Annotated in this window: 11 protein-coding genes; 8 read left to right on the top strand and 3 right to left on the bottom strand. The window is 65.0% G+C overall.

The genetic code is table 11. The features are described from left to right. Nucleotides 1–5 precede the first annotated feature (5 nt). The 6 genes from ACWV8V_RS06055 to ACWV8V_RS06030 are packed head-to-tail and all read left to right on the top strand — an operon-like array spanning nt 6 to nt 5,507. Nucleotides 6–1,337 (top strand): MFS transporter, encoded by a 1,332-nt coding sequence (locus ACWV8V_RS06055; protein WP_455899219.1) that lies wholly within the window; start codon nt 6–8, stop codon nt 1,335–1,337. Between the two features lie 44 nt (nt 1,338–1,381). Further along, nucleotides 1,382–2,608 (top strand): oxygen-independent coproporphyrinogen III oxidase, encoded by a 1,227-nt coding sequence (locus tag ACWV8V_RS06050; RefSeq protein WP_259259993.1) that lies wholly within the window; start codon nt 1,382–1,384, stop codon nt 2,606–2,608. Beyond that, nucleotides 2,608–3,390, top strand: coding sequence for a helix-turn-helix domain-containing protein (locus tag ACWV8V_RS06045; RefSeq protein ID WP_455899218.1), 783 nt, complete (start codon nt 2,608–2,610; stop codon nt 3,388–3,390). The genes ACWV8V_RS06050 and ACWV8V_RS06045 overlap by 1 nt, the downstream gene beginning before the upstream one ends. Before the next feature lie 19 nt (nt 3,391–3,409). Further along, nucleotides 3,410–4,153: a molybdate ABC transporter substrate-binding protein gene (gene modA / locus ACWV8V_RS06040; RefSeq protein ID WP_455899616.1), complete on the top strand. Its 744-nt coding sequence runs from the start codon at nt 3,410–3,412 to the stop codon at nt 4,151–4,153. A 3-nt stretch (nt 4,154–4,156) separates the two neighbouring features. Further along, nucleotides 4,157–4,840, top strand: coding sequence for a molybdate ABC transporter permease subunit (gene modB, locus ACWV8V_RS06035; protein ID WP_455899217.1), 684 nt, complete (start codon nt 4,157–4,159; stop codon nt 4,838–4,840). Continuing rightward, on the top strand, nt 4,830–5,507 hold the full coding sequence (locus ACWV8V_RS06030; protein ID WP_455899615.1) for a sulfate/molybdate ABC transporter ATP-binding protein: 678 nt from the start codon (nt 4,830–4,832) through the stop codon (nt 5,505–5,507). The genes modB and ACWV8V_RS06030 overlap by 11 nt, the downstream gene beginning before the upstream one ends. An 89-nt stretch (nt 5,508–5,596) precedes the next feature. On the opposite strand, the gene ACWV8V_RS06025 is transcribed toward ACWV8V_RS06030, so the two are convergent. Then, the gene (locus tag ACWV8V_RS06025; RefSeq protein WP_455899216.1) at nt 5,597–7,687 is read right to left on the bottom strand and encodes a methyl-accepting chemotaxis protein; all 2,091 of its coding nucleotides are present in this window, start codon (nt 7,685–7,687) and stop codon (nt 5,597–5,599) included. Nucleotides 7,688–7,995: 308 nt separating this feature from the next. Beyond that, entirely contained in the window at nt 7,996–8,604 is a 609-nt protein-coding gene (locus ACWV8V_RS06020; RefSeq protein WP_455899215.1) for a DNA-3-methyladenine glycosylase, read from the bottom strand. A gap of 169 nt (nt 8,605–8,773) precedes the next feature. Here ACWV8V_RS06020 and ACWV8V_RS06015 point away from each other — a divergent pair, with 169 nt between their 5' ends. Further along, nucleotides 8,774–9,571: an AraC family transcriptional regulator gene (locus tag ACWV8V_RS06015; protein ID WP_455899214.1), complete on the top strand. Its 798-nt coding sequence runs from the start codon at nt 8,774–8,776 to the stop codon at nt 9,569–9,571. Nucleotides 9,572–9,581: 10 nt separating this feature from the next. Here the strand turns inward: ACWV8V_RS06015 and ACWV8V_RS06010 are convergent, their stop codons facing one another. Continuing rightward, a complete protein-coding gene (locus tag ACWV8V_RS06010; protein ID WP_455899213.1) occupies nt 9,582–10,805 on the bottom strand; it encodes an MFS transporter in 1,224 nt (407 codons plus the stop codon). A gap of 202 nt (nt 10,806–11,007) precedes the next feature. On the opposite strand from ACWV8V_RS06010, the gene ACWV8V_RS06005 reads away from it, so the two are divergent. Beyond that, entirely contained in the window at nt 11,008–14,319 is a 3,312-nt protein-coding gene (locus ACWV8V_RS06005; RefSeq protein WP_455899212.1) for an autotransporter outer membrane beta-barrel domain-containing protein, read from the top strand. The last annotated feature ends 139 nt before the right edge of the window (nt 14,320–14,458 follow it).

The following is a 14,458-nucleotide window of genomic DNA, read 5'->3' as shown; positions in this document are numbered from 1 at the left end:
ATCCCATGACTGCCTCTCTTGAACCGGCCAGCCACGGCCAGCAGCAACGTGCGTTATGGCTGAGCACGTTCGCTTTCACGGTGTGCTTCGCGGTGTGGATGATCTTCTCGATCATCGGCATCCAGATCAGTGAGCAGCTCGGCCTCACCGACACCCAGTTCGGCCTGCTGATCGCCACGCCGGTGTTGACCGGCTCGGTCAGCCGGGTGTTCCTCGGCATCTGGTCGGACCAGTTCGGTGGCCGCAAGCTCATGGTGCTGGTGATGCTGTGCGGCGCAGTGGCGACCTGGATGCTCACCTATGCCACGACGTACCCGCAGTTCCTGTTTGCCGCGCTGTGCGTCGGGATTGCCGGCGGCAACTTCTCGGTTGGGGTGGCCTATGTATCCCGGTGGTTCCCTGCCAACCGTCAAGGCACCGCCTTGGGCATCTTCGGCGCGGGAAACATCGGTTCGGCGGTGACCAAGCTGTTGGCGCCGCTGGTGATGGTCGCTGCAGGCTGGATGATGGTGGCCAAGGTATGGGCCGTGGCGCTGGCAGTCACCGCTGTTCTGTTCTTTCTGTTCAGCAAGGAGGATCCCTCGCGTGAGCAACGCCGGCGCGAAGGTGTAAAGCCTGTGCCGTTTGCCGAACAGATGGCCCCGCTGAAGAATCTGCAGGTGTGGCGCTTCTCGCTTTACTATTTTTTTGTTTTTGGCGGCTTCGTGGCACTGGCACTCTGGTTGCCGCACTATCTGGTCGGTGCCTACGGCATGGATGTAGGCACCGCTGGCATGCTCGCGGCGTGCTACTCGATTCCGGCAAGCCTGTTCCGGGTTGTGGGCGGCTGGCTTTCGGACCGGATCGGCGCCCGCCGGGTGATGTACTGGACCTTCGGCGTATCGGCCATCTGTACCTTCCTGCTGGCCTATCCGGACACGGTGTATGTGGTCCAGGGCATCCACGGTGAGCTGCGCTTCCATCTCGCCATCGGCGCAGGCATGTTCACGGTGCTGGTGTTCATCCTGGGCTTCTTCATGTCGCTGGGCAAGGCGGCCGTCTACAAGCACATTCCGGTGTACTACCCGCAGCACGTGGGCGCGGTGGGCGGTGTGGTCGGCATGATCGGGGGGCTCGGCGGCTTCATCCTGCCCATCGTGTTCGGCGCGCTCAACGATGCCATCGGTATCTGGAGCAGCTGCTTCATGCTGTTGTTCCTGGTCGTGAGCGCGGCACTGGGGTGGATGCACCTGGCGATCCGGCGCATGGAGCGCCGGCACTTCCCGGAGCTTGACACCGAAACCGATCTGCCCGAAGCGATCAACGCTGCTGCCGAGGACGCCCGTGCACGGGTTTGATCCAGATCAGGGCGGCGGACCGTGCCGGCGGTCAGGATAGCCACATGAGCGCCGAGCCACTGTTGTCCCACACCCACGTGTTGCAGCAATCGTTGCTGCAACAGCCTGCCTACGTCCTCTATCCGCCGGCCAACGGTTTCAGTCCCGGCTTCAAAGAGGCCGGATGGCGCAACGCGCTCAGCACAAGCAATGAGCAGCTGATTCCACGCTCGCTGACCCTCGGCATGCAGGCGCCCTGCGATCTCCTTGCCGACGCGGGGAACAGCTACCGCGACGCGTTGCTGGCATGCCTGCGTCTGCACGCCGAGCGGATTGCCGATGACCGCGAAGTCGTGGCGATGATCCTCCACCGCGGGCTTGCCGAGCAGTTGACACCGCAGGCGCTGGGACAGGTCATCGACGCTGTGCCGCAGACGTTGCGGGTTGTAGCCCGCCCACAAGTAGAAGTGCGCGTTGATGCAGGGAGCCGGCGGCACCCCGCCGACCTTCGGGGGATCGGCTGCACCCGTCTGACTGTCATCGACCTTGCGGGGGAAGATGGTCCGGGGTTGCTGGCGCAGGGGCAGGGGGCCGGGTTCATTGCCTGCTATTACCAGCTGCGCGTACCTGCGGCCGATGATGCCGGCTTTCTCGATCGGGTCCAGCGGATACTCGCCATGGCGCCCGAGCGCGTTCTGCTGCCGGCACCCTACACGCGGCCGGACAATCCTGCATTGGGGAATTGGGTGCGTGCCTGGGAACTGGTCAGGCAGGCCGGTTACGTGCCCATTGGCGGCGATCACCATCAGCGTGGTGATCGGGCTCCGCCGAAACATGCGCCGGATGACTATCGCCACTGCGACCTGGCCAGAGTGCCGCGGCGTGATCGTACGGACTTCATCGGCATCGGCACGGGTGCCTGCAGTCAGATTGGCGATGTCCTGTGCCGGCTGGACGATAATGTTCCCCGCTGGCAGGCGAAACTGGCGAGCGGACACATCGGCGTCGTTGCAGGCCTGATCCAGTCCAGCCAAGAGGCGCTCGCCTCTGAAGTTGTGCAGCAGATCGCCTGCAATCACACGTTGGATATCGACGAGTTCGAATGGCGCAACGCAGTGGCGTTCTCGGCATGCTTCGCCGATTCGATTGCGCGGCTGCAGCCTTTCCTCGCGCGTGGTTGGGCGCGCTGGGAGGGCAGGATACTGCGCCTGGAGCCAGAGGGCATTCTGCTTTGGCGCATGATGGCCGCGTGTTTCCGCCCCGTGACGACTGCGTCTGCCGGCCTGCCCTGATGTCCGCCATCTCACCCATCCATGCTGCACCCGATCAGCAAGGACGCTCGCCGGCAGCCGCCAATGATGGCAACTCGCTGCGATTCTGCAGCACGTGCGCGTTCTCCGACGCGTGTACATCCCAGGGCTATGACAAGACCGCGCTGGCTGAGCTGCACGTGCTCGTCGACCATGTCGGCCCGTTCCATGCCGGGGACGTGATCTTCCGGGCGGGGGAGGCGTTTGACGCCATCGCCGCGGTGCGGGCCGGCACGGTGAAAACCTTCGTCGATGACAGTCAAGGCAGTGATCAGGTGCTGGGATTCAGTCTGCCTGGGGAGGTCATCGGCCTCAATGCGATTCACGGCGCCCGGTACCCCTGCAATGCCGTAGCGTTGGACACGGTGTATCTGTGCCGCATCTCGTTTCCGAAAATAAGTCAGCTGGCCATTCGCATGCCCGGCCTTCAAGCGCGTCTGTTCAGCCTGCTCAGCGCCGAAATCGGAAAAGCTGCCCAATTGGGCGCCAACAACCGCACCGAAGAGCGCATGGCCGCTTTTCTGGTGGACATTTCCGAACGTTATGCGCGCCGTGGATTCTCGTCCCGTCGCTTCAATCTCACCATGACCCGGACCGAAATCGCCAACTACCTGCGCATGGCGCCCGAAACCGCAAGCCGGGTATTGCGTAGGCTGAACGATGATGGCGTCATCTCGGTCAAGCAGCGTGAAGTGCTGTTGCTGCAGCCCGAGCTTCTTGCTGCCCTGGCGACACCGCATGATGGCCGGGGCGAACTGTCATGAATACCGCATCAGGAGGCGAATCATGCGCGTAGTGTTCTGCTTGTTGGCCGCACTCTTTTCCGTGCAACTCCATGCTGCGGACCTGACAGTATCGGCGGCGTCCAGCCTTACTGAGAGCTTCCGGGAGATCGCGGCGGCGTATCAGAACGAACGACCGGGCACGAAGGTCGACCTGAACTTCGCGGCATCTGGCGTGTTGTTGCAACAGATCACACGTGGCGCACCGGTGGACGTACTGGCTACCGCGGACATGCAGACCATGGACCTCGCCGACACCCGGCATCTGCTGATGCCCGCTTCCCGGCAGACGTTCGCTACGAACCGGTTGGTGGTGGTGGTTCCGCCGGCGACCGCAGCAATGCCCGCAGACCTGGCTGCACTGGCTGCAAAGAAGATCCAGCGCGTGGCAATCGGCAACCCGGACAGCGTGCCGGTCGGCCGCTACGCCCAACAGGCCCTGAAAGAGGCCGGGCTCTGGCAGCAGCTCTCAGACAAAGTCCTGCTGACCCAGAATGTCCGGCAATCGCTGGATTATGTCGCACGAGGCGAAGTGGACGCGGGATTTGTCTATGCCAGCGACGCGCGGGTGATGCCGGGCCGGGTGATCCGGGCGTTTGAGGTGCCGCTTCGCGCGCCCATCCGTTATCCGATCGCGGCCATCTCCGGCAGCCGGCACGAACGCGATGCGCTCGACTTCATCGCCTTCGTCCGGTCGGCGCGAGGCCAGGCCATTCTGAAGCGCCACGGCTTCAGCGCACCCTGACCGATGAGCCTGGACTGGACCGCGTTGTGGCTGTCGCTCAAGGTCGCCGGCTGGGCCACAGCGATCAATCTGGTTCTCGGGGTGTCCCTGGGGGCTTTGCTGGCGCGCTACCGTTTCCCGGGGCGCGAGCTGTTGGACACCGTCCTGACCTTGCCGATGGTGCTGCCGCCCACTGTGCTGGGCTATTACCTGCTGGTGCTGATCGGGCGCAATGGTCCGTTGGGCGCTTGGCTGCAGGAACACGCTGGCATCAACCTCGTATTTACCTGGCAGGCTGCCGTGATCGCGGCAGCCGTGGCATCGCTGCCGCTGGTGTTCAAGCCGGCGCGTGCCGCGTTCGAGGACGTGGACGGACAGCTGGAGCAGGCGGCCCGTACGCTTGGCGTACCGGAGTTCGCGCTCTTTCTGCGTGTCAGCCTTCCTCTGGCGTGGCGTGGCATTCTTGCCGGCCTCCTGCTGGCGTTTGCCCGTTCGATGGGCGAGTTTGGTGCCACCTTGATGGTGGCAGGCAGCATTCCCGGGCGGACCCAGACGCTCTCCATTGCCATCTATGAAGCCGTGCAGGCCGGTCAGGACGAAAAGGCCAATCTTCTGGTCATCCTGACGTCGGTGGTCTGCATCGTGATCCTGCTGGCTGCCGCCCGCTTGGTGGGTGGCCGACGACGGGGGGCGCACGATGTGGCTTGAACTGGATGTCGACAAGCGGCTGGAAGCCGGTGGTCAGCGCTTCGATCTGCAGCTGAGGCTGGAATGCTCCACGCCGCAGGTTGTCGTGTTCGGGCCTTCCGGTGCAGGCAAAAGCCTGACCTTGAAGTTGATCGCAGGCCTGCTGCGGCCGGATCGCGGGCACGTGGTGCTGGGAGGCAGGACGCTGTTTGCCGAGCACCCTCGTGTCGATCTCCCGCCGCAGCAGCGGAACATCGGCTACGTGTTCCAGGACTACGCGCTGTTTCCCCATCTCACGGTGAGGCAGAACGTTGCCTTCGGGCTGCACAGAGGCTGGCTCAATCCACCCCGTCGTGCCCATGATGCACGTGTGGATCAATGGCTGCATGCCTTCCGCATCGAGCAGCTCGGTCAGATGTATCCCGCCCAGTTGTCCGGCGGGCAACGACAACGTACCGCGCTGGCGCGCGCATTGGTCACCACGCCCGATGCGCTGCTGCTGGATGAGCCATTCGCTGCCTTGGATCATGGATTGCGCCAGCATCTTCGGCAGGAGCTCCAGGCCGCACTGACGGCAACCGGCATTCCGTTGCTGTTGATCAGCCATGATCCGGCAGACGTGGCCATGTTCGGGCATCAGGTGGTGGAACTGCAGGACGGCAGGCTGAAGACGGCGCCTCTGACGTGAGGGTAGGGCGCCGGCACTGTCCGGCATGCTGCCACGCCATTTCCACGCGCACGGCCCGCCAGGGCGAGCCGTGCGACGCGGGCGATGCGTCAGCTCACCTTGAACACCACCACCGCGCGATTGAGCACGATGGCCTGATCCTCCAGTGATCGGGAGGCCGCCGAGGCCTCCTCGACCAGCGCGGCATTCTGCTGGGTCACCTCATCCATGTGCACCACGGCCTGGTTGACCTGTTCGATACCCGCCGTCTGTTCCTGCGACGCAGCGGCGATTTCGCCCACCGCGTGGCGTACCTGCTGGATCGAGCTGACGATCTCACGCATGGAGGCGCTGGCATTGTCGACCAGCACCACGCCCTTCTTGACCTGGTCGGACGAGCCTTCAATCAAGGCCTTCACGTCTTTGGCGGCATCGGCGCTGCGCTGGGCCAGCGTTCGGACCTCACTGGCCACAACCGCAAAACCACGGCCCTGTTCACCCGCGCGCGCCGCTTCAACGGCGGCGTTCAACGCCAGGATATTGGTCTGGAAGGCGATGCCGTCGATGACCGAGATGATCTCTGCAACCCGGCCGGAACCGACCTGTATCTCGCGCATGGTATCCATCACATCGGCCGCCGCAGTGCCACCGGCAGAGGCATTCTCTTCGGCCAGTGCAGCCAGTTGCGCTGCCTGGCGCGCATGTTCGGCGTTCTGCCGGACGGTAGAGGTGAGCTCTTCCATCGAGGCAGCAGTCTCTTCCAGGTTGGCGGCCTGTTGTTCGGTGCGCTGCGACAGATCGCTGTTGCCCATCGCGATCACCGCTGCCGAGGTGGAGATCACCGCAGTACTGGCCTGGATGCCGCCGATGATGCCCCGCAGGTTCCGTGCCGTGGCCCCGGCAGAGGCGAGGATATCGGCAAAGACGCCGGAGAACTCGCCCTTGGCTTCCACGGTGAGGTCGCCATCGGCAATGGCCAGCAGCACCTTGGCGATCTCGGCGATGCTTACATCCGTGACATCGATCAGGCGGTTCAGGTCCAGAAGGATGCCCTTGAAGGCGTGCTGGAACTGGTCCGGTTCGCCGCGCTGCGTGAAGTCACCCTGGGCCGCGGCGCTGGCCAGCCGCTGGATATCCGAGCTGATCGCCAGCAGGTTGCTGCGCATCGTCTCCATCGCGGTGGTGATCACCGCCTGCTCGCCGGGCAACTGCCGCATCTGCACGCTCAGGTCGCCGATCGAGTAGCTGGTGGCAGTAGCGACGATCTGCCCGATCAGTGCCGCATTGCTGTTGGCCAGCTCGTTCGTCTCACGGACCAGTTCGCCATACGCACCCGGGAAGCCGGCCGCATCGATGCGGTAGCTGCTCTGCCCGTTGGTCTGCCGGGATGAAAGCTCGCGCTGCGCGTTGATCAAGGCAGACAGGCGCTGCTGCATGTTGGCCATGCTGCGCAGCAGATCCGCCGCTTCATCATTACCGATGGGGGTGATCCTCGCGGTCAGATCGCCACCGGCAATCCGGTCGGCGCAGGCGATTGCATCCCGCAGTGGCACGGTCAGACTGCGCGTAATCAGGAACGCCAGCAGCGCGCTGATCAGCACGGCCACCGTTGCACCCACGATCAGCAGCGCTTTCCCACGGCGGGTCTGCAGCTCCGCATCCGCATACGCGCGGTCACTGTCGGTCTGCTGGAAGGCAATGTTTTTGCGGATGGACGATTGCCATTGGTCGATGGCGACCTCGGCGTCCTCGAAGTGCGCCCGGGCAGCGGTCATATCATCGGCGGCATTGCTGTCAATCACGGCCTGGATCAATGCCCGCGCCGCGCCGCGTGACACCGTGATCTGCTGCAGCATCTGCTTGCCTTCGACCGTGGCAGGCATCGCGTACAGCGCATCGCGTGCCCCGTCGTACGCCTCGCGGAACCGGTGCACGCGCTGCAGGTAGCCGTCATAGCTGGCGACATCGTCTTCCAGCAACAGGCCCTGCACTGCAGCCACCACCTGGGCGTTGGCATCCAGCATGTCGGTGGACAGTCGAATCTTCACCATGTTCTCTTCGACGATCACATCCAGCTTCTGCTTGGTCGCAGCCAAGGCCCAGAGGCCGGATCCGGCGATGATCAGGGTGATCAGAATGAGCGCGGCAAAAGCGGCAGACAGTCGTTGATTGACGCGGAATTTCAATAGGACGTGTTGCATCAGTATCTCGCATGCGATGAAGGAGGCACTGCCCGTGCGTAGTGCAGGGGTAGTCGCGAGGATATCGGCGATGCACGCGTCCACTTGATTGGTGTTGACGCTTATTGCGCCGTGGCATTTTGACGCAGGGAATTGCGTCATCCCGACGAAAAAGAGCTGCGTCACAGTTCGCACGTTGCGCACATGGAATGCGCTGTCGTGAACGCGGGTTCCCGATACATCGTGCATATCGAATGTGATGCGAATCGGGTGAGGGACACCCGAAATTGCGCACCGTGCGTCACTGTTTCCTGCGCGCGTTCGCGTTGCTATCTGGCGCTGGACATCGTCGCCCGTTTCGATACATGCGAGTGGTCTCGCACGGACCAACGCAATGGAAAATCAATCGCTTTGCTGATGCCGATCCGCGGTCCCACCAGTGGATCCCCAGGAGGCTGCACCCCATCGGACACGATGCAGATGCCGCGGTCATCGCGCACCAGATCTGCGCCATCCAAGGCTTTGCTGATGCCCATCGCCTGCGACAACCGTCCCGGCCCGCTGGCCAGATCGCGATCACGCTTGATAGCGGGGCGCGCCTCTCGGATCAGCGCCAACCCGGCGACGGGCTCCAACGCCCGCAGCAGCACGCCCCAGCCTTGGCCGACGTCGCCACACACCGCGTTCGAGCCCCAGTGCATGCCGTAGCTCAAATAGACATAGAGATGACCGGCTTCACCGAACATCGTGGCGGTGCGCGCGGTCATGCCGCGATACGAGTGCGCCGCCGGGTCCTGGTCACCTGCGTAGGCCTCGACCTCCACGATGCGTCCGGCGCGACCGTCATCACGCACCAGCAGCTTGTTCAGCAGCTCGGGCGCCACCTCGGTCGGGTGGCGTTGATAGAAGCGCCGCGGCAGTACCGTCCACGTTTTCATGACCCTGCACGCAATGGAGACGCCTTTTCCGGTCCGGAACGAGTGCTGACTGTGACGCGACGAGAGTCAATGCACGATCAACGTGACCCCGATAGCCGCACTGGCCCGATATCGAAAACACACCGGACACGCTAGAGTCCCCTTGCAGGTCGTTTGCGAGGATATTGGCATGCCATATCGGAAAAGGGACATCGCCCCAAGCGTCGGCGAAGGCAAACGCCTGCCGGCCGGCCCGGAAACGCCCGTGTTCTGCCGGGCGCGCGAGTATCCCGCCGGTACAATCATCGCGCTGCATCATCATCCAGACCGCCATCAACTGGTCTACGCCGAAACCGGCGTGCTGGTGGTCCAGGCCGGGGCAGGGCGCTGGGTAGTGCCCAGCACGCGCGCGATCTGGATCCCGGCCGGCATGGGCCACAAGGTCAGCTGCATCGGCGCGGTCGGCATGCGCAGCCTGTACATCCTGCCGCAGGCGATCGCCCACCCGCCGGCCAGTGCATCGACAGTGTCGGTGACGCCCTTGCTGGCGGCCTTGATCCATGCCGCGATGGAGGTGCCGCCACCGTACCGGCCGGATTCGCGCGATGGGCGACTGATGCAGCTGATCCTGGATGAGCTGCAGATGCTGCCGGTACTGCCGTTGCACCTGCCGCAGCCCGCCGATCCACGTTTGCAGGCGATCGGCCGGCAGCTGGAATCCATGCCCGACGATCCGTCCACCCTGCAGGACTGGGCCGGCCGCCTCGGCGTGGATGTCAAAACCATCCAGCGCCTGTGCGCACGCGAGCTGGGCATGACCTTCGGGCAATGGCGGCAACAGGCGCGCCTGCTGCGTGCACTGGAACAGTTGGCGCACGGCGAAAAGGTGATCGACGTGGCGCTCGCGCTGGGCTATGCCAGTCCGAGCGCCTTCACCGCGATGTTCAAAAAGCGCTTCGGCCAGCTGCCGAGTCAGTTCTTCCACTGAGGCAAACGCCTCAGTGCATCGTCGTCTTCGGCAGGAACGCCGTCGCCAGCCCGAGCAGTGGCAGGTACGAGGTGAAGTGGTAGACCCATACGATGCCATGCGCGTCGGCCAGGTTGCCCAGCCCGGCTGCACCGATACCGCCGATGCCGAACATCAGGCCGAACATCAGGCCCGACACCATGCCCACGCGGCCCGGCACCGCTTCCTGCGCATACACCACCAGTGCGGCGAATGCCGAGGACATGATCAGCCCGACGGCCACTGCCAGCACGGCGGTGCCCATGAGGTTGGCGTAGGGCAGGGCGAGCGCGAACGGCGCCACGCCCAGGAAGGAAATCCAGATCACCGCCTTGCGACCGATCCGGTCACCGACCGGGCCGCCAATGAAGGTGCCCAGCGCGACCGAGGCCAGGATGATGAAGAGGTACATCTGGCTCTGCTGCACGCTCAGGCCGAAGCGTTCGATCAGGTAGAAGGTGAAGTAGTTGGTGAACGAGGCGATGTACACGAACTTGGCGAACATCAGCACCGCGATCACCGCGATGGCCTGGATCACCTTGCCACGGCTCAGCCCGACGCCATGGCTCTTGGCCAGGCTCTTCATCTTGGCCTGACCATGCTGCACCGTCCAACCGGTGAGGCGGAACAGCACGGTGATGGCCAATGCGGCCGCCAGCATGAACCAGGCGATCGCACGCTGCCCATGCGGAATCACGATGACGGCGGCGAGCAGCGGCCCGATCGCCGAGCCGGTATTGCCACCGACCTGGAACGTGGATTGCGCGGTACCGAAGCGACCGCCCGAGGCCATCCGCGCTACGCGCGAGGCTTCCGGATGGAAGGTGGCCGACCCGATGCCAACGATGGCCGCGGCGATGAGCAGCATTTCGTAACTCGTGGCCATCGCCATCAGCGCGATGCCGACGAACGTGGCGATCATCCCCGAGGGCAGCAGATACGGCAACGGCCGCTTGTCGGTGTACATGCCCACCCACGGCTGCAGCAGCGAGGCCGTGACCTGGTACACCAGGCCGATGATGCCGATCTGGCCAAAGGTGAGCGAGAACTCGCTCTTGAACATCGGGTACACCGCCGGCAGCACCGCCTGGATCATGTCATTGAGCAGGTGCGCGAACGCTGCGGCACCCACGATGCGGATCGCAAAGCCCTGGTTGGGGGCGGGGGTGAGCGGATCGGTGGGGAGGACGGGCGGGGCAGCGGTTTCAGTGGTCATGGAGGCAGGATCAGGAGCGGATGGAGCCATGGGCATCGACGGGGCAAGCGTAAGCCCTGTATGGCACCGCGTCTCTCGCGATCTGGGCGGAGATCGTCGCGTTAAGGACATGCCGGCGTCTGTGACATTACAACTAATTGCATATCTTCAAGAGGGCAGCGCTCCTAAAGTCGTCGGCTTCATAACGACCGGCTATCCCCACATGATCACTCGCACCCCCAGTCGCCTGAACCGTCTGCGCCCGCTTTCGCTCGCCATTGCCGCGACCTGGGCGTGCAGCGGGCCCGTCCTGGCCCAGAGCCTGGGGCCGGTCGTCGCCGATGGTCACCCGCTCGACGTCATCTCAGGCAGCTATGCGTCCGCCGATGACGGAGCCGCCGGGTATGTCTTCCACGCGCGTAATGGCGGCAGTATCGGCTCCGGCGGGCCCGTATCGCTTACCGCCACCGGTGCCAATACGGCCGCCGCCCGCGCCGAAAGCGCTGGCACGCTCATCTTCGCTGCGGGCGACATCACCACCTCGGGGGCCAGTGCGGTTGGGCTTTCTGTCGCCACGGGCGGCCGCATCGAGCTGCAGGCCGATGCTGGCGGGCAGGGCACCAGGGTCGCCACGAGTGGCCGGGGCAGCACGGCGGCGCAGGTCGATTCGGGCACGCTGGTGATGGGCAATACGACGCTGGAAACCACCGGTAGCGGGTCGCACGGGCTGGTGGCCACCGGCACTGCGCAGGTGGAGATGGTGGGAGGCCGCATCCAGACCAGCGGTGACCGGTCCCACGCCGTGATGGCAGACAACGGAGTGGTGACGCTGCGCGATGCACGGATCCAGACCGGTGCCAGCTACTCTGACGGCCTGTATGCGCTCAATGGTGGACGCATCGAGGGCGACAACGTGCAGGTCAGCACCGCAGCCGATGGCAGCGCCGGGGCGCGGGTGGCGGGGGGCGCTACGCTGTCGCTGATCAATTCCGATCTCCACGTCGCCGGCGAATACGCCATGGGCGTTGAACTCAGCGGTGGCACCTTGCGCATCGAGAACAGCGCACTGCGCTCGGACCACGAGCGCGGCGATGGTGTTTACCTCAGGGCGAACAGCCGGGCCGACATCATCGGGACGACGATCACGGCCGGGGGCTACGGGATCAACATCAACGGCGACTTCAGCGATGTGCGGCTGAGCGACGTGGAGATCACTGCAAACCGGCGCAACGGCATCTGGATGCCCAGTGCATCTACCTTGACCATGCTTCGTGGCAGCATCACCACCAGCGGCGATGGTGCGGTGGGCATCGACAATCGCGAAGGCATTGCAACGCTGGATGGGTTGACGATGCGCACCGGTGGCGCCTCGGCGCATGGTCTGTATGCGTCCTACGACACGGGTGGGACGCAGCCGCTCTTCGAAGCCGATGGCGTCGACGTCACCACCACCGGCGCAGGCAGCATTGCTGCGATCGCACGTCTTGGCGGCACCGTGCACCTGCGCGACAGCACCCTGCTGACCACTGGCGCCAAGGGCTACGGCGTGCTCAGCGGTGGCCCGGGGGAGCTGACGCTGCGCGACACGCACGTGCGCACCCAGGGCCTGGAGGCCTATGCAGGCGTGGTCAATGCCAACGGCCGGCTGGATATCGATGGCGGCTCGCTGATCAGTGAACGCCATGCTGCATTGTGGGTGCGTACCGCGCGTGAGGTGTCGGCACGCAACGGCGCCCAGCTGATCGGCGGCAATGGGACGTTGATGAATGTGGATGCTGCTTTTTCGGGCCCGTTCGAGCTCCACCTGGACCAGGATGTCTACGCGCAGGGCGACATCGCAATCACCCCGGAGGACATCGCTGCCGGCGTACCGGTATTGGCCGACATCCGCGTACGCCTCAACGGCCGTTCGCACTGGGTGGGCGCCACTACCGCGGTCAACCAGGTGGCACTGTCCGACAACAGCCGCTGGACCCTCACCGGGGACGCCAGCGTCGGCCAGCTGAACCTGCAGGACAGCACCCTGGCCCTGTCGGCAGCGGGCAGCACCAGCTTCAACCGGCTCACCGTGTCCGGCGACGTCGAGGCGAACAATGCGCTGCTGATCTTCAACGGCGCGCTGGGCGATGACACCTCGCTGATCGACTTCCTGCACGTGCGCGGCGACACCCGCGGCAGCGCGGGCATCCAGGTCAACAATGTGCACGGCCTGGGCGCGCAGACGAGCAACGGCATCCAGCTGATCCAGGTCGATGGCCGGTCCGATGCGGCTTACACCTTGAACGGCCGGGCCGTGGCGGGCAGCTACGACTATTTCCTGCACAAGGGCGGCGTCACCACGCCCGGCGATGGGGGTTGGTACCTGCGCTCTGCGCTGACCCCGACCCCGTCGGACCCGTGCGATCTCGACCCGACTGGCCCAGGCTGCGTCATCGTGCCGCCGCCGGAACCGTGTGAGGCCGACCCCACTGGCCCAGGCTGCGTCATCGCACCGCCGCCGGAACCGTGTGAGGCCGATCCCACTGGCCCCGGCTGCGGCATCGTACCGCCGGATCCCTGCGAAGCCGCGGAAGGCGACACCGCCTGTGATCGCCCGCCGCCGCCGCAGATCGTGCGGCCCGAAGCGGGCGCCTATCTGGCCAACCAGGCGGCCGCCGTGTCCCTGTTCCAGCATCGGCTGCAGGACCGTAATGGTGCTGACGGCATGGACGAGGTGCGCGGTGCCGGTTGGCTGCGTGTCAGCAGCAGCCAGACCCGGCAGGATGTCGCCGGGCAGCTGGCACTGACAGGCCGTGCAACGGTACTGATGGGCGGCCTGGATGTGTTGCATTGGGGCGGGGCCAGCCAGGGCAGCGCCGGTGTGCTGCTGGCGGCCGGGCAGGCCTCGACCGACGTGCGTTCGCGGCTGAGCGGTTATGCGGCAACGGGCACGGTAAAGGGCGGTGCGCTGGGCATCTATGCGACGTGGCTGCAGCGTCCGGCAGAAGGAACGGGCGCGTACGCCGATGGCTGGGTCCAGCATGGCCGCTACCGCAACACCGTGCAGGGCATCGGTCTGGCGAAGGAGCGTCAGGACGCGCAGACGCAGGCCGCTTCGGTTGAGACCGGCTACGCGTGGGCCATGCGGATGCGCAGCGGGACCCAGCTGATGGTGCAGCCGCAGCTGCAGCTCACCTACACCGACTATCGTGCCGACCGGATCACCGAACACAACGGCACCCAGGTCGCCGTCGGTGCCGCGGGGGGGCTTTCCTCTCGATTGGGCGTGCGCCTGAGTGGTGACGTGCGCACCGAGGAGCGCCGCGTGCAGCCGTTCGTTGCTGCGCACTGGCTTCACGAGGGTGGCGGAAACCGGATCTGGATGGACGATGCGCTGATCGAGGGTGCGGTGCCGAAGAACCGTTACGAAGTGCGCGGCGGTGCGATGCTGCAGTTGGGGACGCGCTGGTCGGCGTGGGGCGACCTCGGCCTGCAGCGTGGCGACGCTGGCTATCGCAGTGTGAGTGCGCAGCTGGGCCTCAACGCACGCTGGTAAGCAGCGGCAGTACGCCAAGGAAAGGGATCATGAGCAGCATCTGGATCGGAGTGACTGTCCTGCTGGGCGGGTGGATGCTCGTCGCGGTGGCGTTGGGAACGTTGATTGCCCGTTGGATGCGCATGCAGCGCGGATGAGG

Source organism: Stenotrophomonas sp. Ker107b (genome assembly GCF_053847245.1).
This window is presented reverse-complemented; position numbering and strand designations above follow the sequence as displayed.

Coding starts and splice junctions, on each gene's coding strand:
- ACWV8V_RS06050 (WP_259259993.1), top strand. CDS start 1,382: ATGAGCGCCGAGCCACTGTTGTCCCACACCCACGTGTTGCAGCAATCG.
- modB (WP_455899217.1), top strand. CDS start 4,157: ATGAGCCTGGACTGGACCGCGTTGTGGCTGTCGCTCAAGGTCGCCGGC.
- ACWV8V_RS06005 (WP_455899212.1), top strand. CDS start 11,008: ATGATCACTCGCACCCCCAGTCGCCTGAACCGTCTGCGCCCGCTTTCG.
- ACWV8V_RS06010 (WP_455899213.1), bottom strand. CDS start 10,805: ATGACCACTGAAACCGCTGCCCCGCCCGTCCTCCCCACCGATCCGCTC.
- ACWV8V_RS06020 (WP_455899215.1), bottom strand. CDS start 8,604: ATGAAAACGTGGACGGTACTGCCGCGGCGCTTCTATCAACGCCACCCG.
- ACWV8V_RS06030 (WP_455899615.1), top strand. CDS start 4,830: ATGTGGCTTGAACTGGATGTCGACAAGCGGCTGGAAGCCGGTGGTCAG.
- ACWV8V_RS06015 (WP_455899214.1), top strand. CDS start 8,774: ATGCCATATCGGAAAAGGGACATCGCCCCAAGCGTCGGCGAAGGCAAA.
- ACWV8V_RS06055 (WP_455899219.1), top strand. CDS start 6: ATGACTGCCTCTCTTGAACCGGCCAGCCACGGCCAGCAGCAACGTGCG.
- ACWV8V_RS06025 (WP_455899216.1), bottom strand. CDS start 7,687: ATGCAACACGTCCTATTGAAATTCCGCGTCAATCAACGACTGTCTGCC.
- ACWV8V_RS06045 (WP_455899218.1), top strand. CDS start 2,608: ATGTCCGCCATCTCACCCATCCATGCTGCACCCGATCAGCAAGGACGC.